Raw genomic sequence first — 20276 nt, 5'->3', positions numbered from 1 at the left:
GCATGCAGACCTTCCTGCCCTACCCCGATTTCCGCACCACGGCCCAGGCCCTGGACCGTCGCCGGCTCGGCAAACAACGGGTCGAGGCGCTCCAGGTCCTGCGCGGCCTGGTCGTCCCCGGCTACGGGTGGCGCAACCACCCGGCCGTGCGGATGTGGCTCGGCTACGAGGAGGCCCTGGTGCGCTACGGCCTGGAGGTCTGCCGCGTCTGGCGTGAACACGGCCACCAGGACACCTGCGCGGCGACGCTCGTGGCCGACCTGGCGGCGACCCGCCCGCACGCACCGATCCGCGACCAGCGGCAACTGGCCGCCGACGGCGAACTGCCGCCCTGGCTCGGCGACGTCCCCTTCCACGAGAGCCACCGCTCGGCCCTGGTCCGCAAGGACCCCGCGACCTACGCGGCTCTCTTCCCGGGGGTCCCCGACGACCTGCCGTACGTCTGGCCGGCGTCGGACCGCACGGCGGAGGCGTCCTCCCGGGACTGATGGGAAGCCCCGGGGGGAGGGCGCCGGATCATGGCGTGGACCGTCTGATGATACGGCCCGAAGGCATGCCGGGCCGTGGGCCGTGACGCTAGGCCGCCCTGCGGCGTGCCGGGCGCTTGGGCGCGGAGGACTGTTCCGTCACGTCCTCCGGGGTGAAGATCTCGTCCTCCCCGAAGTCCGGGGCCTGGAAGGGGTTGGTCGCCGGGGGCGGCGAGGCCGCGCCGGAACGGCTGGGGTGCCCTTCCACGGCGGAGAACAGTGAAGTCGGTTCGATGAGACGTCTCTTTTCCGGTACTGGCCCGGTCCGGGCCAGGCGTGCCCGGACCGGGCACGGAGGTCCTACAGCTTGGTCATCTTGGCGTACGGGCTGGGGATCCGCATGTGCGCCGAACCGAAGTCCACGAGCGCGGCGATCCCTTCCTCCATACCGATGACCCGGCCGAGCCCGTACATGTCGTGCGTGACCTGGTCACCCACGGCGAAGTGCTTGGGAGCGGGGGCTACCGGCGCCTTGAAGGGGCTGGTGGGCAAATGACGCTTGGGAGCAGCAGGCTTTGTCATCGGCCTCAGTATGCGCCTCCTGGGGGCCTCCGCGCTGCGGCTGTCCATTGCGATATCACAACCGGGTGCCCGGAGCGGGGCGGGGACGAGGGGCTCCGCTGGCCGAAAAAATCGAACACATGCTTGAATTCGGCCATGCGAACGTTTCCCGACGACCTCGTCCGGGCGCAGCGCGAGTGGAGTGCCACCTACCGGCAGCTCGCCGACCGGCCCGGCCGCACCGAGCTGCGCCGGCGGCTGCACCGGCTGTCGGTTCGGGCGTACTTCCACCCCTACTGGCAACAGCGTCGGCCCAGCCCGGCGGCGTGGTGGGAGCTGCGGGAGCTGGGGCGGACGGCGGGGGATGCGTCCGAGCGGCTCCGTCGATGACGCCCCGGCCTGCGGGACCGTACGTCCCGGATGATCCTGAAGGCATGTCCGGACCGATACGCGTGATCGTGCACCCACCGTCGCCCTCGGGTGGCCGCCGGGTGCGCGTGGACGGCGAGATCCTCGGACTCGCCCACAACGTGACCGATGTCGCGGAGTTCCTCCGCCGTGCGGGTCTGGAGATCGACCCGTCGGACGTGGCGGAGGTGCCGTGGATCGACTGGCGCGGCGTGGGGCCCGAGCGCTGGGGCCCGGAGACGGGCGGCTGACGCGCGCGCCCACGCGGCACGCCACTATGGACATGTCCACCCTTTTCTGTCACATCACCGGAGGGCCCATGAAGGACCTCAAGTTCGAGCAGAAGCGCTCGCTGTCGCGCCAGGAGGCCGCCGACCAGCTCACGGCGCTCGCTGACGCGCTGCGGGAGGGCGGGGACGCGGAGCTGGAGTTCGGCCCCGGAACGCTGGGCCTGCGGATCCCCGACGACCTGCACAGCGAGCTGGAGGTGGAGATCGGGGACGGGGAGATCGAGCTCGAGATCGAACTGAAGTGGACGACGGCCCGGCCGCGGTCGCCGCGCCGGGACACCGAGGCACCCGCGGAGAAGCCCCGCAGGAAGAACACACCGAAACCACCGACCGGCTCGGGCCCGGGCACCACCGGCGGCAGCGGCAGTGGCAGTGGCAGTGGCAGGAGCAGGGGGACGAAGCGGACCGCTGCGAAGTCGGCCTGACACCGCCCGCAGGGCTGCCCGGTTCCGGCGCGCACGGGGAGCCGGTACCGCCACGGGGCAGGGGTCACGGGTTCCGGCGCGGACGGGGAGCCGGTGCCGCCACGGGGCGAGGGGCCACGGGTTCCGGCGCGGGGCAGGGCGGCCGGTACCGCCGCCGCGCCTCGTAGGCTGTCCCGGTGCCGTCCCCCCGCCTGCACCGCGTGGCCGTCCTCGTCCTGCCCGGTGCGAAACCGCTCGACGTCGGCATCCCCGCGCAGGTGTTCACGACCCGCGCGAGCATGCCCTACGAGGTGCGCGTGTGCGGGGCGGCTCCCGGCCTGGTGACCGGCGGCGACGGCCTGTCGTACTCCGTGGCCCACGGCCTGGACGCGCTCGCCTGGGCGGACATCGTCTTCCTGCCCGGCTACCGGTTCCCGGACCGCGACGACCCGCCGCGGGCCGTCGTCGACGCCCTGATCGCGGCGCACGCCCGGGGCGCGCGGCTCGCCGCGATCTCCACGGGCGCCTTCGCCCTCGCCGCCACGGGCCTGCTCGACGGCAGACGCGCCACGACGCACTGGCACTACACCCGGGCGCTCGCGGCCAAGCACCCGCTCGTCCGGGTCGACGAGAACGTCCTGTTCGTCGACGAGGGCAGCGTGCTGACGTCGGCGGGCGCCGCCTCCGGCATCGACCTGTGCCTGCACATCCTGCGCGGCGACCTGGGAGTGGCCGCGTCGAACCACGCGGCCCGGCGTCTGGTCGCCGCCCCCTACCGCAGCGGCGGCCAGGCGCAGTACGTGCCGCGCAGCGTGCCCGAACCCCTCGGCGAGCGGTTCGCCGCCACCCGCGAGTGGGCACTGCACCGGCTCGGCGAGCCCCTCAGTCTCGACGGGCTGGCACGGCACGCGGGGGTCTCGGCGCGCACGCTGTCACGGCGCTTCGTCGAGGACACCGGATACACGCCGATGCAGTGGGTCATGCGCGCCCGCATCGACGTGGCCCGTGAGCTGCTCGAACGTTCGGAACTGAGCGTGGAGCAGATCGCCGCCGACGTCGGCCTCGGCACCGGCGCGAATCTGCGGCTGCACTTCCAGCGCATCCTCGGCACGACCCCCAGCGAGTACCGCCACACCTTCGCCCGCGGCGAGTGACCCCCGTACGCGCGCGCACCGGGCGGACCGGGGCGTGGGCCGGCGCTGGCGCTCCGGACCGGGACGTGGGCCGGCGCTGGCGCGATCCTTTCGAACCCTGGCGATCCCGCCGCTGTCACGCGTGAACGCCGGGCGCGACGCTGGTGGCGTACCGCTAAGACCGAAAGGGACCCCACTCATGACGCGCATCGCGATCAACGGATTCGGCCGCATCGGACGCAATGTGCTGCGCGCCCTGCTCGAACGCGGCAGCGACTTCGACGTCGTCGCGGTCAACGACCTGACGGAGCCCGCCACCCTCGCCCGGCTGCTCGCCTACGACTCGACGGCCGGCCGGCTCGGCCGCCCGGTGACGGCCGACGGGGACGCCCTCGTCGTCGACGGCCGGCGGATCAAGGTGCTGGCGGAGCGCGAACCGGCGCAGCTGCCCTGGGCCGAACTCGGCGTCGACATCGTCCTGGAGGCCACGGGCCGCTTCACCTCGGCCAAGGCGGCCCGCGCCCACCTCGACGCCGGCGCCAAGAAGGTGCTCGTCAGCGCGCCGTCGGACGGCGCCGACGTCACGCTGGCGTACGGGGTCAACACCGAGGCCTACGACCCGGACGTGCACACGATCGTGTCGAACGCCTCCTGCACCACCAACGCTCTCGCGCCCCTGGCCGCGGTGCTCGACGAACTCGCGGGCATCGAGCACGGCTTCATGACGACGGTGCACGCCTACACGCAGGAGCAGAACCTGCAGGACGGCCCGCACCGCGACGCCCGCCGCGCCCGCGCCGCCGGGGTCAACATCGTGCCGACCACGACCGGTGCGGCCAAGGCGATCGGCCTGGTGCTGCCGAACCTCGACGGCAAGCTGTCGGGCGACTCGATCCGCGTGCCGGTGCCGGTGGGCTCGATCGTCGAACTCAACACGACCGTCGCCCGCGAGGTGACGCGCGAGGACGTGCTGGAGGCGTACCGCAAGGCGGCGCAGGGGCCGCTCGCCGGCGTCCTCGAGTACTCGGAGGACCCGCTCGTGTCGTCCGACATCGTCGGCAACCCGGCCTCGTCGATCTTCGACTCGGCCCTCACCCGCGTCGACGGCCGCCACGTCAAGGTGGTCGCCTGGTACGACAACGAGTGGGGCTTCTCGAACCGCGTCATCGACACGCTCGAACTGCTCGCCGGCCGCTGACAACGGCGGGAATACCCCCTGATCCGGCCATGGCCGACTCGCGCCCTACTCCCCCCCGCCCCCGGCTGCTGAGACTGCCGTACACGGACGGCTGGGGGAGGAGCGTCGATCATGGCTGGACGTGGACGTGGACGTGGACGTGGACGTGGACGTGGACGTGGACGTGGACGGGGACGTGGACGGGGAGCGGCTGAGCGCAGAAGGCGGACGACCCGCCTGAAGGCACTGGCAGTGGGCGCCGGTTCGTCACTGGTGCTGCTGGTGCTGTTCTGGTCGACCGTGTGGCCGTACGTCACCGGTGTGCTGGTGGGGGGCGGCGTCGGGACGGCGGGCTGGTGGCTGTGGCGGACGGACCGGCTGGTGCGCGGCCGGGACCGCGTCTGGCGGCAGGAGGAGGCCGTGAAGGCGGGGCACCGGACGCTCGCCGAGGTGGACGCGATGACCGGGACGGAGTTCGAGGAACTGGTCGCCCACCTGTGCCGCAGGGACGGGTGCACGCAGGTCCGGCGGGTGGGCGGAGCGAACGACAACGGCGCCGACGTCCTGGGCCGCCTCCCGGACGGCCGGAGCATGGTGATCCAGTGCAAGCGCTACGCGCCGACCAGCACGATCGCGAGCCGTGAACTCCGCGACCTGCTGGGCGCGAAGGTGCACTTCGGAGCCGACGTGGCCGTCTTCGTCACGACCACCCGCTTCAGCCGCCCCTCCGAGAAGTTCGCCGTACAGCACGACATCCTCGCCCTCCACCGCGACCACCTGGGCCTGTGGAACAACGGCACCCCCCTGCTGACCTTGACCGAGGTGAACGGCCGAGGACAGGGCGACCCCCACCACCGAGCCCGCTGGAAGCAGGCGTACGGCGGCTGACTTGGGCAGTGCTGACCTTCAGCGCCTGGTGCCCCGATCGAGTGGCAAGCAGTCGGTTCGAGAACGGTGGCCGACCACAACAGCTCAGCGGCCGCGTCTGCCGCGGCGGTGATCGGTGGGGCGGGAGTGAGACGTCGGCGCCAGTCGCTGTGGGTCCACTTCTGGCTGCTCATGTTCACCGCGGGCATCGGCAACGTCTTCTACGCGATGCACGTGAGTCGCTGGAACCGAGACCGCGGCCTCTGACAACCGAACGAGGGGCTCGTGGCCGGCGGCCCGAGTCCGACAACGTCGAAGGGCCCCACCGCGAACGGTGGACGGGGGTGAATGAGACCAGAACTGAGACCAGAGTGCACCAGAACTGAGACCAGAGTGCCGGGTCACACCTTCCTGACGACGATCGACTCCGGAACCAGCTTCTCCAGGTCGTCCGCGTCCGAGGTGAAGACGGTGACCTGCCCCTTCTGCTGGCGCGCGATGACGGCGAGCACCGCGTCGATCGCGTACTTGTGGCCATGTAGCTTGGCATCTGCCAGCAAACGGCGGGCCTGGCGTGCCTCGTCCTTTCCGATGTCGGCGACTCTGAGCCGCGAGAGCACCCAGTCCCAGCGTTGCTCGGTGGCTCTGCCGTCGTACGCCTCGATCAGCGTCATCGGAGATGTCACCACCTCGGCTTCACCTCCGGCCGCGAGGTCGAGCCATGCGATCATCTTCCGTTCGCCGCGCACGGCCAGGGACAAGGCTTCGCAGTCGAGTACGAAGACGCGCAGTGGTCGCTGCCCCGGCTCACCGGCCCGCTTCTTCACGCGGCCTCTCCCGCGCCGTGCGTTCCGGCGGCGCGACGGCGCTCGTGCTCGGCGTCGAGCTCCTCCAGTCCCTCGAACGCTGCGACGCGCTCTTCTTCGGTAAGCGGGCCGTGTTCCTCCTTCAGCCAGTCGGCCAGTTCCCGCAGCCGGTCCCGGTCGCGCTTGAAGCGCAGTGCCTCGGCGACGTACGCCGACAGCCCCCGCTCCGCCGCCTCCGCGCGGATCTCGTCCAGGAGATCCTCGGGAATCGTCACCGTCACCTTCTTCGTAGCCATACAAGAGACCATACTCTTGGTATCGCGCTGCTTACCAGTGCGTTTCATGTGACCGCCCGATCGGCGATCAGACCGTCATGGCGGGGCGTGGGCTGCCGTGGAAGACCTGGCTGGTGTGCCAGGAGCGGTGGGCGGCGGCGATGGGGCTGACGCCCGGCTGGGGACCTATGACCGGACGGCCGGCGAGCGTGATGACGTGCGCGCGGGCGGCGGTACTGCGGCCGACAAAGCTCTGCGAGACCAGGATGCGGTGGCCGTCGCCGATGCCGAGAACGCCCTTGTCGAAGAGCTTGTGGTGCAGCGAGCACAGGCACAGCCCGTTGTCCATGTCGTCCGGTCCGTCGAACGCCCACCAGCGCACATGGGCGGCCTCCAGCCCGACCGGCACCGCGCCGATGCTGCCGTCGTACCCGCAGAAGGCGCACTGGTACTCGTACGCCGTCAGGACCATCTCCCGCATCCGCCGGTCCCGCTGCCTGCGCGCGGCCGAGAGCCGTCCGGTCTCGGCCTCCTCCAGCTCCAGGCCGACGGCTTCGCACAGCTCGCCGTGGAGGGAGGGCGGGAAGTTCAGATCGAGCAGCACCCGCGTCATCCGGCCGAGCAGGGACGGCTCCCGCCGCAGCGCTGCCCGCAGCTGAGGCGTCAGCCGCCCGGCGGCCCCGGTCGCCCGCAGCTCCCTGACTCCGGTCCCGGGGCTGCCCGGTCCGCGCTCGGTGCGCACCTCCCACACCCCGTCACTCACCAGGTGATGGAAGGGATAAGCGGGCGTCGTCCGGTTGCCGGGCCCGTACTCGGCGAGCAGCCGTCGCAGGTCCTGCTCCACCGCGCTGTACCGCAGCTCGCCGTCGGCGTCCTGCTGGAACCGGCTGAGCGCGTACAGAAACAGCAACGGCTTGTGCGGAGCCCGCGCCCCGCTCCTCGTCCACTGCCTCAGCTGCGCGGTGCGCTCGACCCAGTCCATGACCGGCGATCGTAGTGGCGGCTGGTCGAACACTGATCCGTGCACGGGGTGGGCCAATGGGCCGTGTCGAGGACTACGAGGACATGACGCCGAGGATGCGGGAGAGGGTGAAGACCCGTTCGTCCTCGCGCAGATGGCACCAGGCGTACAGATGGGGCGGGTCGAGATCGAGCTCGCTGAGGGTACGTACGGTCCGGTTGCCCGAGGCGGCGACGTACTCGAACGTGATGGCCGTGCCGGCGTCGACGGCGTGGGCGAGCTGGCGGACATCGCTGTACGTCAGGCTCTTCGCGTACCCGGCGACGATCTCCTCGGTGTCCGTGCCGTAGGGGACCCCTGTCCCGAACGGGTCGGGATCCGGAAGTGTCGGCGGGGCGTCCCGCAGCCTGGCGGCCAGGTCGCTCAGACCGATGTCCACCGGGGTCTCCGTCGGCACAGACCGCGATCGCTGGCCTGGAAGGGGGTTCGGAGCCGGGGCGGAGGCACGTCGGCGCCGGGTCTTCTCGACGCGTACGGTTCCGTCGGCCTTCTCGGCGACGGGAGCGTAGCCGGCGGCCCGGAGCGCGGCGAGGGTCTTGTCGAGCGGAGTCCGGCAGACCAGCACGGTCGGTGCCAGCTGCCGCAGCCCGAGCTCGGCGAGCTTGCGGTGGGCGGCGAGTTCGGCGAGAAGGGAGGGTTCCTCGCCGTGGATCACGCAGGCCGCGGGGGCGATGCGCACACGGCCGTGAGCGCGCGCGGTGTCATGGATCAGATACGACAGCGGCTGCGGAAGGGCGCCGACGGCGACGTCGGCCAGGTCGGCGGCGATGGCGTCGGGTGTACGGCCGGTGTCCAGGGCGCCGCGGATGGTGCCCGGGCTGAACCGCCACACGGATGCCGTGCCGACGGCTTCCCGGTCTGCGACGGCGTCCAACAGGGCGGCCAGACGGGCTGACGGTGAGCCCGTGACAACGGCGGTGAGGTCCGCGCCGAAGCGGGCTGCGCTGGTGGCCGTCGGCAGCAGCCGCCGACTGGCCGCGGCCAGTGCTTCGCCGTCATCGGCCTGCAAGGCGGCACCGATGGGTGAGAGGGAGCCGCGGGCAATCACACCGAGTAGTTCGGCTTCGCGGACCACGGAGGCGAAGGGCGTGGAGTCCTGGGGGAGTTGGTGGGCGAGCGGACGGTGCCAGGCGACGAGCGGCCCCAATTCCACGGGGCTCCGCACCCCCTGGTCCGCCGCGAGCGCCGCAGCTGCGGCGAGAAGCCCGTCCCGGGCCTGCACACAGCCGCCACAGGGTGGTGTTCCGGCGAGTGCGGGCAGCGCCTTGCCGTCCTCGTCGCGGGCCTGGGTGGGGGTCAGCGGCAGCGTCCGCCACGCCTGGAGAAGCGCGGTGAGTTGCTCCGCCGGTTCCCGCTCCGCCCAGGCGTCGTAGCCGTCCGTCGCCGCGACCAGGTCACCGTCCCGGGCCAGCAGCCCAGCGTCGTACGCCGTCTCCAGGACGAGGCGTACGACGATGTCGTCGCACTGTGTGGCCTTGCCGATCCGGGCCAGCTCGCGCGCCCCGACCCCGCCGGACTTCAGACGAGCCGGCGGAGACATGGCGCACGCCGCCAGAACCGAGGCGGCGTGGGCGGCGAACGCCGTGGCGGCGGCCGCCGCCTCCCGATCCACCTCCGCCTCGGTGACGGACACCGTCTGCACGATGGGCGGGAACGGCTCGAACGGGGCGCGCCAGTCGGCCCCGCGCAGGGCGAGCGCCACCTCGGCCGGCATACGTGCGGGCCCGTACCCGGAGTACCGGCCCTGGACCAGCAGCCCGCGCTCCAGAGCCCAATGCGCACCCGGTTCGGAGCTGGCCCGCGCGGCCCCGAGCATGAGGAATTCCGCCTGTTCCTGCGTCTGTTCACCCTGGTGACGGGCTCGCCGCTCAAGCAGTTCCCGAGTGGCCACCGGCGCGGAAGCGACCACCGCAGATACCCGCTCCGGATCACTGTGGTGTTCCAGCAGCGTGGCCAGCCGAGCCTTCTTGGTGGTGCCGGGAGCGGGGATGCCCAGGGCCACCAGCATGCGCCGCAGTTCCTCGGAGGTCGTGTCCGCCAGTAGCCGGGCGAGCGGCGCGTCCAGCCCCAACGGCGAATCCCACGCCTGCCGCAACGGCGCCGCCATGTGGAGCAGCCCTTGGCCGTCCGGCCAGACGAGCGCGTGATCGGCCAGTGTCTCCAGGGCCGCGTCCAGCCCGCGATCGCTCACCGTCTCGATCACGTCCAGCAGGTCGGCCAAAGCGGCACGTGGAACGGGTCCCAATGCCGCCAGCACCTCAGCCACCTGCAGCTGTGGCAGCGCGAGCTCCGCCAGCACCGGTGCCACCGACGCCGGGCGCTGAAGGCGGTCCGCGAGTTCGCCGAACGATCGTGGCTCCGGCGGGGACACGGCATCCGGGCGGGTCGCCAGGACTCGCACAAGTCGACCGACTTCCAGACCACTCAGCCACGAGGCCAGAGTTGATCCGCTGGGCTTGCCGATGGGGCACCTCACCAAGACGACGCCGTTGCTCTTCGAACCGGAACCGGTCCTGCACACGCTCCAGAATGGCGCACGGCAGGGGACACCCGCGTCCTGAGGCGGCAGGAAGCCCTCTGTGAGTGAAGGCGTTGCCCTGTCGGTCCACCCGTCAGGGGCAAAGCGAGGCGGTGAAAAGTCCCTTATGCCGGAAGTAAATGAGACCAGAACTGAGACCAGAGCATGCCGAGAACCCCGGCCGATGAGCGGTCCGGGGTTCTCATTTCGCCTGTTCAGGCGGCTGCGGAGGATACGAGACGCGGTACGTTGTCGGAGGTGCGTGGCGTCCGAGTTCAGGGCAGGGCGCGCACCGTTCCGGGGGCCTTCACTCTCCGTATGTACGACCGCAGGTTCGACTCGAAGTTTGCCGCAATCCGGGAGTGCTGGACTCACGCAGCCGACGCGTGACCCGTCAGGCGACGTTCCCTTTTCCCTGGGGTGGGTGCCGGTGGTGTGAGGTCGTTGCGCCGTGGCGGGGTTGCGCGTCTCCCTGATGGCAGGGCTCATAGGCCCGTCATCCGATTAGCCGTTCGCAATCCCAGCGGTCGCCGGGGTCTCGGTCAGCTGCGGAACTGGGGCGTTCGCCGAGCGGTGAGAGGTGTTCCCTGGCGGCGGCTTGGGCCACGGGAGTCAACGATGCCGCTGATTGTGTGCGAGCGGGGATGGCGGGGCCGGTCCGCGCGGGACGAAGGCAGGAGCGCGGACGGGCCCCGCCACCCCCGGCGAAGCTGCACTGGGCAAGTAGGCACGTGGGGCCGACTCTGTCTTGAGAGGTCAGGCCTCAGGAGCGACTACGGATCACCACATGCCCACCCGTCCAAGGAGGCTCGGCCATGAGAAACCCGCCCAGCGTCTTGTCCGGTCCCGGTAGATGCTTGACACTGCGGTCCCAGCTGATGGTCGACAGTGGCTGTGTTCGGCCTCTGTCCAGTTGGAGTGAGCGGTCAACGGGCTCTTGTGCAGCAGGTGCGGCGCGTGGAGCTCGACCGCTTCCAGGAGCTCTCGCTTCGAGGGGTTCACCATTGCTCGACCGGCCACGGTCACGGTGGGCACAGTCTCGTTCCCGTCGGCGACCGACCGGACGAATGCCGCCGCGTCCGGGTCTCGCCAGATGTTCACCTTCGTGTACTGGAGCCGAGTGAAAGGCCGACTGGGAGGGCAAGGGGGTACGTCTTCGCCTCGTCGACCGGCGGGCCGCTGAGCCCGAACACCGACTTCCACATCTGGAAGCGGCTCCTGCGGGACGCGGACGTACGTGACGGCCGTCTCCATGACGCTCGCCACACCGCAGCGACCGTGCTCCTGATCCTCGGCGTCCCGGACGTCGTGATCGACTCGATCATGGGTTGGGAGCCTGGGGGAGCGGCCCGGATGCGCGCTCGGTACATGCACGTGACGGGGACGATGCTCCGCAAGGTCGCGCAGCAAGTCGGCGACGCGCTCTGGGAGCCGCCGGGTACGGCCGGAAAATCCAACTGAGACGGAAACTGAGACGGACAACGTCGAAGGGCCCCACCGCAAGCGGTGGGGCCCTTCGACATCGTGCCCGGTGAGGCACTGGCGGAGGATACGAGATTCGAACTCGTGAGGGGTTGCCCCCAACACGCTTTCCAAGCGTGCGCCCTAGGCCTCTAGGCGAATCCTCCGCCGCAAACAATACAAGACGTTGAGGAGTGCTCGCGAACTCGTTCCCGCTCCCGACATCAGGTAGCCTTGGCGCAGCCCCTCACGCGGCGCTATCTGACTGAACTCCCCCAGGGCCGGAAGGCAGCAAGGGTAGGTTGGCTCTGGCGGGTGCGTGAGGGGCGTCTGCGTTCCCGGACCGATCTCCCGAGTCGATCTTCCGAGTCGATCTTCCGAGTCGATCTCCGGGAGCCGATCTCCCGGACCGATCTCACGGACCGATGGCCGGAGCGGACCTGCCCGGCCGGGTCGGGGCCGGGACCGATGTCAGTGGGCGCCTATAACCTCGTATGCGTGTCGTCTCTCGCTCTGTACCGCCGCTACCGCCCCGAGACCTTCGCCGAGGTCATCGGGCAGGAGCATGTCACCGACCCGCTGCAGCAGGCACTGCGCAACAACCGGGTCAACCACGCGTACCTGTTCAGCGGGCCGCGCGGCTGTGGCAAGACGACCAGCGCGCGGATCCTGGCCCGGTGTCTCAACTGCGAGCAGGGGCCCACACCCACGCCGTGCGGTGAGTGCCAGTCCTGTCAGGACCTCGCCCGCAACGGCCCCGGCTCCATCGACGTCATCGAGATCGACGCCGCTTCCCACGGTGGCGTGGACGACGCCCGTGACCTGCGCGAGAAGGCCTTCTTCGGTCCGGCCCGCAGCCGGTACAAGATCTACATCATCGACGAGGCCCACATGGTCACGTCGGCCGGTTTCAACGCGCTGCTGAAGGTCGTCGAGGAGCCGCCGGAGCATCTGAAGTTCATCTTCGCGACCACCGAGCCCGAGAAGGTCATCGGCACGATCCGGTCCCGGACCCATCACTACCCCTTCCGGCTGGTGCCCCCCGGCACCCTCCGGGAGTACCTCGGTCAGGTCTGCCAGAAGGAGACCATCCCCGTCGCCGACGGCGTGCTCCCGCTCGTCGTGCGGGCGGGCGGCGGGTCCGTGCGTGACTCGATGTCCGTCATGGACCAGCTCCTCGCGGGCGCCGCGGAGGACGGTGTGACATACGCCATGGCCACCGCACTCCTCGGCTATACCGACGGCTCCCTCCTCGACTCCGTCGTCGAGGCCTTCGCCACCGGCGACGGCGCCGCGGCCTTCGAGGTCGTCGACCGCGTCATCGAGGGTGGCAACGACCCCCGCCGCTTCGTCGCCGACCTCCTGGAGCGGCTGCGCGACCTGGTGATCCTCGCCGCCGTGCCGGACGCCGCGGAGAAGGGGCTCATCGACGCCCCCGCCGATGTGATCGAGCGCATGCAGGCCCAGGCCGGCACCTTCGGCCCCGCCGAGCTGGGCCGTGCGGCCGACCTGGTCAATGAGGGCTTGACCGAGATGCGCGGTGCCCACTCGCCCCGCCTCCAGCTCGAACTGATCTGCGCCCGCGTCCTGCTCCCCGCCGCCTACGGGGACGAGCGCTCCGTGATGGCCCGCCTCGACCGCATCGAGCGCGGTGTGAACTTCTCCGCGGGACCCGTCGGCATGCCCGCCATGGGATACGTTCCCGGCCCGGAGGGCCATGGGGGAGCGGCGGCCGCTCCGGGCCAGGTGGGCGGCCCCGCCCCGGTCCAGACGGGCGGTGGCGCCCCGGTGCCGACGGGCGGCGGCCCCGCCGCGGCCCGCGCGGCGGTCCGCGCCTCCGGAGCACCGGGCAACGGCGGATATGGCGGCGGCGGTGCGAGCGGCGGCGGTGCGGGCGGCGGCAGCGGTGTGAGCGGCGGCGGTCATACGGCTGCGGTGCCCGGCTCCGCTCCCACAGCGCCGGGCCAGGGCACTCCCCCTTCGCCACAAAGCCCTGCGGCCCCTCCGGCACCTCCGGCCCCCTCCACGCCTCACGCACCTGACGCGTCCCCTGCTCCGGCAGCCGGTGCCCAGGGCGGGCCCTCCGCGCCCGTCGGGCCGGGCACCGGCCCGGCCCCCGCCGAAGCCCCGGCCGCTTCCACTCCCGCTCCCGCCGGACCCGCCCAGGCGTCTCCCGCCCAGGCCCCGCCCGCCCCGGGCGCTTGGCCCACCGCCGCCTCCGCGGGAAGCGGCGCCCGGCGCCCCGGCGGCTGGCCGACGGCTGCCCCGGGCGCCCCCGCCCCGAGCACACCCCCGGCGCACACCCCCGGACCCGCCAACCCGCCGGCGTCCCCACCGCACGCCCCGGCTCAGACCACCCAGGCCCCCGCCCCGGCCCCCGCTCCCACGGGCGGCGGCGGTCTCGACCCGCGCATGCTCTGGCCGAACATCCTGGACGCCGTCAAGAACCGTCGGCGCTTCACCTGGATCCTGCTCAGCCAGAACGCCCAGGTGGCAGGCTTCGACGGCACGACCCTGCAGCTCGGCTTCGTCAACGCGGGCGCGCGGGACAACTTCCTGAGCAGCGGCAGCGAGGACGTGCTGCGGCAGGCGCTGGGCGAGCAGTTCAACGTCCAGTGGAAGATCGAGGCGATCGTCGACCCGTCGGGCGGCTCCGCGGCCCCCGCGCCGGGCGGCCCCTCCGGCTTCGGCGGCGGTGGCGTCCATCACACCGGCGGCGGCCAGAGCGCCGGCGGTGGCCACACCTCCGGCGGCGGCCCAGGTGCCGGCGGTGCGGGCGGCTACAACTCCGGCGGTTACAACTCCGGCGGCGGTACGGCGACGGCCCAGCGCCCCGCCCCGTCCCCGTCGGCCTCCCCTGCCTCTCCTCCGCAACAGTCGAGCAGCTCCGGCTCCGCCGCCCCCTCCGCCCCGGCTTCCCCGCCGACCGCCGCGTCAGTTCCCCAGCCGTCCGCTCCACCGCGGCGGCACGTCTCCGTCGAGGAGGACATCCCCGAGGACGACGACCCCGACCTCGACGAGTCGGCTCTCTCCGGCCAGGAGCTGATCGTCCGGGAGCTGGGGGCGACGGTGGTCGAGGAGTTCACGAACGAGTAGAGCCGGGCAGCCGGGAAGCAAGGGAGCCCGGAAGCAGGGCAGCCGGGCGGCCCGCAAGCAGCGCGGCCCGGAAGCCGGGAAGCCGGGCGGCCCGGATCAAGGCAGCCCGGAAGCCGGACGGCAGGGCAGCCCAGAAGCAGGGCAGCCCGGAAGCCGGGGCGCAGGACCCAGGAAGCCCGGAGGCAGGAAAGCCGGGGCGCAGGACCCAGGAAGCCCGGAGGCAGGAAGGCCGGGAAGCAGAGCGCCGGGCCTCCTTGGAGGAACCTCCAGCTCAAGATCCGCCCTCCCTTAGGCAGCCCGCACAAGGAGAACCCGGCGTCTCCCGTTAGGCTGACCCCCGTGAAGGTCCTCGTCATCGGCAGCGGCGCCCGCGAACACGCCCTGTGCCACTCCCTGTCCCACGACCCCGACGTCACGGCGCTGCACTGCGCCCCCGGCAACGCCGGCATCGCCGAGGTCGCCGAGCTGCACCAGGTCGACGCCCTGGACGGCGCCGCCGTCGCCGCGCTGGCCACCCGCCTGGGCGCTGAGCTCGTGGTGGTCGGCCCGGAGGCTCCGCTGGTCGCCGGTGTGGCCGACGCCGTGCGTGAGGCGGGCATCCCGGTCTTCGGCCCGTCCGGCCGGGCCGCGCAGCTCGAGGGCTCCAAGGCCTTCGCGAAGGACGTCATGGCGGCGGCCGAGGTGCCCACGGCCCGGTCGTACGTCTGCACCACGCCGGAAGAGGTCGACACGGCCCTCGACGCCTTCGGCGCGCCGTACGTCGTGAAGGACGACGGGCTCGCCGCGGGCAAGGGAGTCGTCGTCACCGACGACCTCGAAGCGGCCCGGGCCCACGCGGCGGCCTGCGAGCGCGTGGTCATCGAGGAGTACCTCGACGGCCCGGAGGTCTCCCTCTTCGCCGTGACCGACGGCGAGACGGTCGTACCGCTCCAGCCCGCCCAGGACTTCAAGCGCGCGCTGGACGGCGACGAGGGCCCCAACACCGGCGGCATGGGCGCGTACTCCCCGCTGCCGTGGGCCGACCCGAAGCTGGTCGACGAGGTGCTGCAGACCGTGCTGCAGCCGACGGTCGACGAGATGCAGCGGCGCGGCACGCCGTTCTCCGGCCTGCTCTACGCCGGTCTCGCGATCACCTCCCGGGGTGTCCGCGTGATCGAGTTCAACGCCCGGTTCGGCGACCCCGAGACGCAGGTCGTCCTGGCCCGGCTGAAGACGCCGCTGGCCGGTCTGCTGATGGCCGCCGCCACCGGCAACCTCGCCCACCTGGAGCCGCTGCGCTGGAGTGAGGACGCGGCCGTGACCGTGGTCGTCGCCTCGCACAACTACCCCGGCACCCCGCGCACCGGCGACCCGATCACCGGTCTGGACGAGGTCGCCGCGCAGGACGCCCCGCACGCGTACGTGCTGCACGCCGGCACCCGCCAGGAGGGCGACGCCGTCGTCAGCGCGGGCGGTCGCGTCCTGTCCGTGACGGCCACGGGCAAGGACCTCACCGAGGCCCGCGACCGTGCCTACACGGCCGTCGGCCGCATCCGCCTCGACGGCTCCCAGCACCGCACGGACATCGCGGCGAAGGCGGCAGGCGCGTAACCGCCCCCACCCCCGACCGAGCCCCACCCTCCCGCGGTCGGGTAACCACCGCCGGTCGGGTAACCACCGCCGGTCGGGGAACCACCCGCGGTCGGGGACCCACGCGGCTGGACACCCCCGCGCTCAGGGAAACCCCCGCGGTCGGTCACCCACCCGCGGTCAGGTGCACCCCCCGCGGTCAGGGGCACCACCCGCAGTCGGGGACCCGCGCGGCTGGAAACCCCCCACGGCAGGGAACCCACCCCGTCGCCGATGAACCCCGCAGGCCCCGGATCCGTCTCAGGATCCGGGGCCTGTCGCGTGCCGGACGCGGGGGTCTGATGCCTGCCGACCGTCATCCACCTCTCCCCAAAGCCATTCCATCGAGTGACCGATGCCCTATCCGGCTGACGGGGGGCGGAGCCCCAACTAGGGTGCGGCGCAAGCGTTCCGGCACTTGGCCCATCGGCATTGCGATGTCAGTGACGGGTGCCACAGTGGGGGAGTGAGCAAGGGAAGCGTCGGGTCAACGGGGAGGGGGTGAGGTCGGTCGTGACCGGAATGGGTGTGGAAGCAGGCGCGCAGATTGCGCGGGCACGAGCACTGGCCGTGCTGCGCATCCGCAGCCGTGCCCTGGCCGTCGCCCTGCTGCCGGCCGCCTTCGCCGTGATCCTGCTCGCGGGCGCCGCCGGTGACCGCCTGGAGGGTCCCGGCTGGGACACGGCCCGGGCGGTTCTGACGCCGCTCGCCGCGCTGGTGCTGCTCGCCGCCGCCGGGGTCGCCCTGGTCGTCGCCCGGGCCCGGCCCGCCATGAGCCCGACCGTGCCGGTCGCCGAGGAGGCGGCCCCCGACCTGTACCGGATGGTGCGCGACCTGGCCGACCGCCTCGACGTCCCCGCACCCTCCGCGATAGCGCTCACCCCGGACTGCGACAGCTGGCTCGAGGACCGTACCCACCGGTCCCACGCACCGCCCCCGGCCGAGGAGCACGACGACATAGCGGGGTCGGGCAAGCAGGCACCACGCCGGCAGCCCGTCGCGCCCGTCCTCGTCATCGGCTCCCCGTTCCTGTGGTGGATGCGGGTCGGCGAGCTGCGCGCGGTCCTCGCCCCGGTGATCGCCGGTACAGGCCCCTCGGCCCACCCGGACATAGCCGCGGCCCGGCGCTTCGTCCGGGGCCTGGACGCCGCGGTGGCCGTGGCGTCGGAGCCCCGCCGCGATCCGGTGTCGCGGCTGGTGCTCGCCGGGGTCGGCCGGGTCGCCCGGCTTCTGCTGCGCAGCTGCCGGGTCCACGCCGCCGAGCTGGAGCGGGGCGTGGCGGCCGCGGCCGCGGAGCGTGCACAGGCTGTGGATTACGGACTGCGGATCGTCGCCCAGGAGCAGGTGGGTCTGGCTTACGCGGGCTGGGACCGGCTGCTGACCCGGGTGGCCCTGCCCGCCTGGCGGATGGGCCGCTGGCCGTCCCGGCTGGACGCGGGTGTGGTCGCGGCGCTCACGGAGCTGTCCCGGCGGGACCGTCTGGCCGAGGGCTTCGCGTCACGGCTGGGCGAGCGGCCGGCCTGTGATCTGCTGGAGGAGCCCGGCGCGGTCGACGAAGCCGCTTCCCTGCTCGCCGCCCGCCTCTTCCACGGCGGCCCCGCCGGGCCGGGGCCCGACTGGGCGCCGGTGGACTGGAGCGAGTATCCGGACGAGGTCGTGGACCGCAAGTGGCGCTTGGACGCGGCCCGCCTCCACCGCGTCCTGGACACGATGGGCGTCCGTCCCGCCACGGGCCCCACCCACACCGCCACCGACGCCCCGACCCTCTCCCGTGTCCTGGACCATCTGACGAACACACCCCCCTCGGACACCGCCGGGTCCACCGGAGCCGACCACCCCTCAGCGGGCCCGGCCACGGCCCCGACCACGGATCCCACAGCGCATCCCACCGCACACCCCGCCCCCGCGGCCCACCCGCCCGGCGCCGGAGCGGACGCGGACACCCCGGACCTCCTCGACGACGAGGACCTCTCCGGTACGACGGCCCCCAGCGCCACGCTCGCCGCCCGCCTCAGCGCCGAACTGGCCCGGGAGGAGGCCGCCCCCACTGCGGCGAACCCCTCAGCCGCCGCACCACCCCCCGCCACCGTTCCGGCCCCCGCCCCGGACCCCATGGCCCTCTGGGACGACCGGGCGCTGCCCCTCTTCCCCCTCCAGCCCCCGCGCACCGCCAGGGAGCTGCTCGCGGACCACCTCACCGCGATGGTCTGCTGCGCCGCGATGGACACCGCCGGTGCCGCGCCCGGCCTGGACTGGCTGGACGGCCCCACCCTCCTCGTCGACGGCGAGCGCACGGCCGATCTGGCCCCCATGGTCCTCTCGCTCATCGAGGACGGCGACGCCACGCCTCTGCGGCTCTGGCTGTCCCAGCTCGGCATACGCCCCGAGAAGCCGGTCCGCCTCGGCTGACCCACCGGAGCACTCACTTCCGGTTCTGGCCAATTCAAAACGAACAGTGACGAAGTGCGCGCGTTATGTGATGTGCTTGGACCGTTCACGTGCATGGCAAGCGCGTGCGACATACGACAAACACATACGCGTGACCGCGTCGCACGCACCACACCGGAAGTCATCACCACACCAGAAGTCATGACCACACCGGCAGTCATCACCACACCGGCAAGGACCACCACGGGGGCGTAGGGGAGGGGAGACGACCATGGGTTCGGAGCAGATCCGCCGCTGGGAGTCGGGGGCGCTGGCGCACGCCGTGACGGACCCCTTCGGCCAGGGCCCCGTGCCGTGGCTGCGCGGCAACGTGACGTACTTCGACGACTCCGGCCAGGTGGTCCCCTGGTACGTGGACCAGGACGCCCCGAACGCGTCGAAGAAGGGCAGCGGCCGGTCGGGCGGCCCCCGCGCGGCCGACGACGTGCACCGCCAGATCAAGGGCTTCACCTCCACCGGCGCGGTGGCGCCCGGCGAGGCCATCGACTTCCACATCACGGTCGACCCGCCGCAGCAGTTCGCCGTCGACATCTACCGCATCGGCCACTACGGCGGTGACGGCGCCGCGAAGATCACCACCAGCCCGCGGCTGTCCGGCATCGTCCAGCCCGCCCCGCTCACCGCGGACCGTACGGTCTCCTGCCACCACTGGTGGCTGTCCTGGCGGCTGCAGGTCCCCTCGTACTGGAACGTCGGCGCGTACGTGGCGGTCCTCACCACCGCGGACGGCTACCGCTCCCACGTCCCGTTCACGGTCCGCCACGACCAGCCCGCCGACCTGCTGCTCGTGCTGCCCGACGTCACCTGGCAGGCGTACAACCTCTACCCGGAGGACGGCCGCACCGGGGCCAGCCTCTACCACGCGTGGGACGAGGAGGGCCGGCTGCTGGGCGAGTCCGAGGCGGCCACGACGGTCTCGTTCGACCGCCCCTACGCGGGCGCGGGCCTCCCGCTCCACGTCGGCCACGCCTACGACTTCATCCGCTGGGCCGAGCGCTACGGCTACGACGTCGCCTACGCCACCGCCAGTGACCTGCACGCCGGCCGCGTCGACCCCGCCCGCTACCGCGGTCTGGTCTTCCCGGGCCACGACGAGTACTGGTCGGCCCCCATGCGCACCACCGTGGAGCTTGCCCGTGACGCGGGCACCTCGCTGGTCTTCCTCTCCGCCAACTCCATGTACTGGCAGGTGGAGCTCGGCCCGTCCCCCTCCGGCGTCCCCGACCGGCTGCTGACCTGCCGCAAGCGCAGGGGCCCGGGCAAACCGGTGCTGTGGCGGGAGATCGACCGGGCGGAACAGCAGCTCCTGGGCATCCAGTACGCCGGGCCCGTCCCCGAGCCGCACCCGCTGATCGTGCGCAACGCCGGGCACTGGCTGTGGGAGGCCACCGGGGCGCACGAGGGCGACGCGATCGAGAACCTGGTGGCGGGCGAGGCCGACCGCTACTTCCCGCGCACCTCGCTGCCCGAGCACGAGGAGCGGATCCTGCTCGCCCACTCCCCGTACACCGACAAGGAGGGCACGCCGCGCCACCAGGAGACGTCCCTGTACCGCGCGCCCTCCGGCGCCTGGGTCTTCGCAGCAGGAACGTTCGCCTGGTCCCCCGCCCTGGACCGCCCCGGCCACGTCGACCCGCGGATCCAGCGCGCCACCGCGAATCTCCTGGACCGCATCTGCAAACGCGACTGACCCACTGTCGGTGATCACGCTCGGATACGGGAGAATCGAGCCACTC

The 20276-nt window shown here is 72.3% G+C and carries 17 protein-coding genes, 1 tRNA gene, 1 other RNA gene and 1 pseudogene; 13 read left to right on the top strand and 7 right to left on the bottom strand.

Translation table 11 applies throughout. From position 1 onward, the window contains the following. Nucleotides 1-2: 2 nt before the first annotated feature. Nucleotides 3-488: an MSMEG_6728 family protein gene (locus tag ACFV20_RS04145; RefSeq protein ID WP_385652111.1), complete on the top strand. Its 486-nt coding sequence runs from the start codon at nucleotides 3-5 to the stop codon at nucleotides 486-488. An 88-nt stretch (nucleotides 489-576) separates the two neighbouring features. On the opposite strand, the gene ACFV20_RS04140 is transcribed toward ACFV20_RS04145, so the two are convergent. Both ACFV20_RS04140 and ACFV20_RS04135 read right to left on the bottom strand, forming a co-directional pair. Then, nucleotides 577-735, bottom strand: coding sequence for a hypothetical protein (locus tag ACFV20_RS04140; protein WP_385652109.1), 159 nt, complete (start codon nucleotides 733-735; stop codon nucleotides 577-579). A 92-nt stretch (nucleotides 736-827) separates the two neighbouring features. Next, entirely contained in the window at nucleotides 828-1049 is a 222-nt protein-coding gene (locus ACFV20_RS04135; RefSeq protein WP_234848543.1) for a CarD family transcriptional regulator, read from the bottom strand. A 135-nt stretch (nucleotides 1050-1184) separates the two neighbouring features. Here ACFV20_RS04135 and ACFV20_RS04130 point away from each other — a divergent pair, with 135 nt between their 5' ends. The 6 genes from ACFV20_RS04130 (at nucleotide 1185) to ACFV20_RS04105 (ending at nucleotide 5328) form a co-directional block, all read left to right on the top strand. Further along, the gene (locus ACFV20_RS04130) at nucleotides 1185-1418 is read left to right on the top strand and encodes a hypothetical protein (RefSeq protein WP_385652107.1); all 234 of its coding nucleotides are present in this window, start codon (nucleotides 1185-1187) and stop codon (nucleotides 1416-1418) included. Nucleotides 1419-1462: 44 nt separating this feature from the next. Continuing rightward, nucleotides 1463-1687 carry a hypothetical protein gene (locus ACFV20_RS04125; protein WP_385652104.1) on the top strand — a complete coding sequence of 75 codons (225 nt, stop codon included), beginning with the start codon at nucleotides 1463-1465 and terminating at the stop codon, nucleotides 1685-1687. Between the two features lie 68 nt (nucleotides 1688-1755). Continuing rightward, complete coding sequence (locus ACFV20_RS04120; RefSeq protein WP_385652102.1) at nucleotides 1756-2151, top strand: amphi-Trp domain-containing protein; 396 nt, start codon at nucleotides 1756-1758, stop codon at nucleotides 2149-2151. A gap of 176 nt (nucleotides 2152-2327) precedes the next feature. Beyond that, nucleotides 2328-3284 (top strand): GlxA family transcriptional regulator, encoded by a 957-nt coding sequence (locus ACFV20_RS04115; protein WP_385652100.1) that lies wholly within the window; start codon nucleotides 2328-2330, stop codon nucleotides 3282-3284. A 178-nt stretch (nucleotides 3285-3462) separates the two neighbouring features. Continuing rightward, a complete protein-coding gene (gene gap, locus ACFV20_RS04110) occupies nucleotides 3463-4461 on the top strand; it encodes a type I glyceraldehyde-3-phosphate dehydrogenase (protein WP_385652097.1) in 999 nt (332 codons plus the stop codon). Nucleotides 4462-4692: 231 nt separating this feature from the next. Next, on the top strand, nucleotides 4693-5328 hold the full coding sequence (locus ACFV20_RS04105) for a restriction endonuclease (protein ID WP_385652094.1): 636 nt from the start codon (nucleotides 4693-4695) through the stop codon (nucleotides 5326-5328). Between the two features lie 380 nt (nucleotides 5329-5708). Here the strand turns inward: ACFV20_RS04105 and ACFV20_RS04100 are convergent, their stop codons facing one another. The 4 genes from ACFV20_RS04100 to ACFV20_RS04085 form a co-directional block, all read right to left on the bottom strand. Beyond that, the gene (locus tag ACFV20_RS04100) at nucleotides 5709-6134 is read right to left on the bottom strand and encodes a PIN domain-containing protein (protein ID WP_385652091.1); all 426 of its coding nucleotides are present in this window, start codon (nucleotides 6132-6134) and stop codon (nucleotides 5709-5711) included. Next, nucleotides 6131-6409 carry a CopG family transcriptional regulator gene (locus ACFV20_RS04095; RefSeq protein WP_385652088.1) on the bottom strand — a complete coding sequence of 93 codons (279 nt, stop codon included), beginning with the start codon at nucleotides 6407-6409 and terminating at the stop codon, nucleotides 6131-6133. The genes ACFV20_RS04100 and ACFV20_RS04095 overlap by 4 nt, the downstream gene beginning before the upstream one ends. A 67-nt stretch (nucleotides 6410-6476) precedes the next feature. Then, nucleotides 6477-7370, bottom strand: a complete 894-nt coding sequence (locus ACFV20_RS04090) for a phosphorothioated DNA-binding restriction endonuclease (protein WP_385652086.1) — start codon at nucleotides 7368-7370, stop codon at nucleotides 6477-6479. A gap of 73 nt (nucleotides 7371-7443) precedes the next feature. Continuing rightward, entirely contained in the window at nucleotides 7444-9885 is a 2442-nt protein-coding gene (locus ACFV20_RS04085) for a helicase-associated domain-containing protein (protein WP_385652534.1), read from the bottom strand. A gap of 1172 nt (nucleotides 9886-11057) precedes the next feature. Here ACFV20_RS04085 and ACFV20_RS04080 point away from each other — a divergent pair. Further along, nucleotides 11058-11388, top strand: a pseudogene (locus tag ACFV20_RS04080) (tyrosine-type recombinase/integrase); the annotation flags it as partial. Between the two features lie 79 nt (nucleotides 11389-11467). Here the strand turns inward: ACFV20_RS04080 and ACFV20_RS04075 are convergent. Continuing rightward, nucleotides 11468-11555: transfer RNA gene (locus ACFV20_RS04075), tRNA-Ser, on the bottom strand. A gap of 71 nt (nucleotides 11556-11626) precedes the next feature. Between ACFV20_RS04075 and ffs the strand changes: the two genes are divergently transcribed. The 5 genes from ffs (at nucleotide 11627) to ACFV20_RS04050 (ending at nucleotide 20230) form a co-directional block, all read left to right on the top strand. Beyond that, nucleotides 11627-11723: signal recognition particle sRNA small type (gene ffs / locus ACFV20_RS04070), an RNA gene on the top strand. 163 nt (nucleotides 11724-11886) lie between these two features. Beyond that, on the top strand, nucleotides 11887-14484 hold the full coding sequence (locus tag ACFV20_RS04065; protein WP_385652084.1) for a DNA polymerase III subunit gamma and tau: 2598 nt from the start codon (nucleotides 11887-11889) through the stop codon (nucleotides 14482-14484). A 339-nt stretch (nucleotides 14485-14823) separates the two neighbouring features. Then, the gene (gene purD / locus ACFV20_RS04060) at nucleotides 14824-16074 is read left to right on the top strand and encodes a phosphoribosylamine--glycine ligase (protein ID WP_385652082.1); all 1251 of its coding nucleotides are present in this window, start codon (nucleotides 14824-14826) and stop codon (nucleotides 16072-16074) included. Between the two features lie 540 nt (nucleotides 16075-16614). After that, complete coding sequence (locus ACFV20_RS04055) at nucleotides 16615-18501, top strand: hypothetical protein (RefSeq protein ID WP_385652533.1); 1887 nt, start codon at nucleotides 16615-16617, stop codon at nucleotides 18499-18501. Between the two features lie 250 nt (nucleotides 18502-18751). Next, complete coding sequence (locus ACFV20_RS04050; RefSeq protein ID WP_385652079.1) at nucleotides 18752-20230, top strand: N,N-dimethylformamidase beta subunit family domain-containing protein; 1479 nt, start codon at nucleotides 18752-18754, stop codon at nucleotides 20228-20230. Nucleotides 20231-20276: the final 46 nt, after the last annotated feature.

It is taken from the genome of Streptomyces sp. NPDC059696, assembly GCF_042733745.1.
In the GTDB taxonomy this organism is placed as follows: Bacteria; Actinomycetota; Actinomycetes; order Streptomycetales; family Streptomycetaceae; genus Streptomyces.
This window is presented reverse-complemented; position numbering and strand designations above follow the sequence as displayed.

Bases quoted from the DNA above. Each gene is read 5' to 3' on its own strand.
- ACFV20_RS04145 (WP_385652111.1), top strand. From the start codon at position 3: ATGCAGACCTTCCTGCCCTACCCCGATTTCCGCACCACGGCCCAGGCC.
- ACFV20_RS04135 (WP_234848543.1), bottom strand. From the start codon at position 1,049: ATGACAAAGCCTGCTGCTCCCAAGCGTCATTTGCCCACCAGCCCCTTC.
- ACFV20_RS04130 (WP_385652107.1), top strand. From the start codon at position 1,185: ATGCGAACGTTTCCCGACGACCTCGTCCGGGCGCAGCGCGAGTGGAGT.
- ACFV20_RS04125 (WP_385652104.1), top strand. From the start codon at position 1,463: ATGTCCGGACCGATACGCGTGATCGTGCACCCACCGTCGCCCTCGGGT.
- ACFV20_RS04120 (WP_385652102.1), top strand. From the start codon at position 1,756: ATGAAGGACCTCAAGTTCGAGCAGAAGCGCTCGCTGTCGCGCCAGGAG.
- gap (WP_385652097.1), top strand. From the start codon at position 3,463: ATGACGCGCATCGCGATCAACGGATTCGGCCGCATCGGACGCAATGTG.
- ACFV20_RS04095 (WP_385652088.1), bottom strand. From the start codon at position 6,409: ATGGCTACGAAGAAGGTGACGGTGACGATTCCCGAGGATCTCCTGGAC.
- ACFV20_RS04090 (WP_385652086.1), bottom strand. From the start codon at position 7,370: ATGGACTGGGTCGAGCGCACCGCGCAGCTGAGGCAGTGGACGAGGAGC.
- ACFV20_RS04055 (WP_385652533.1), top strand. From the start codon at position 16,615: ATGGGTGTGGAAGCAGGCGCGCAGATTGCGCGGGCACGAGCACTGGCC.
- ACFV20_RS04050 (WP_385652079.1), top strand. From the start codon at position 18,752: ATGGGTTCGGAGCAGATCCGCCGCTGGGAGTCGGGGGCGCTGGCGCAC.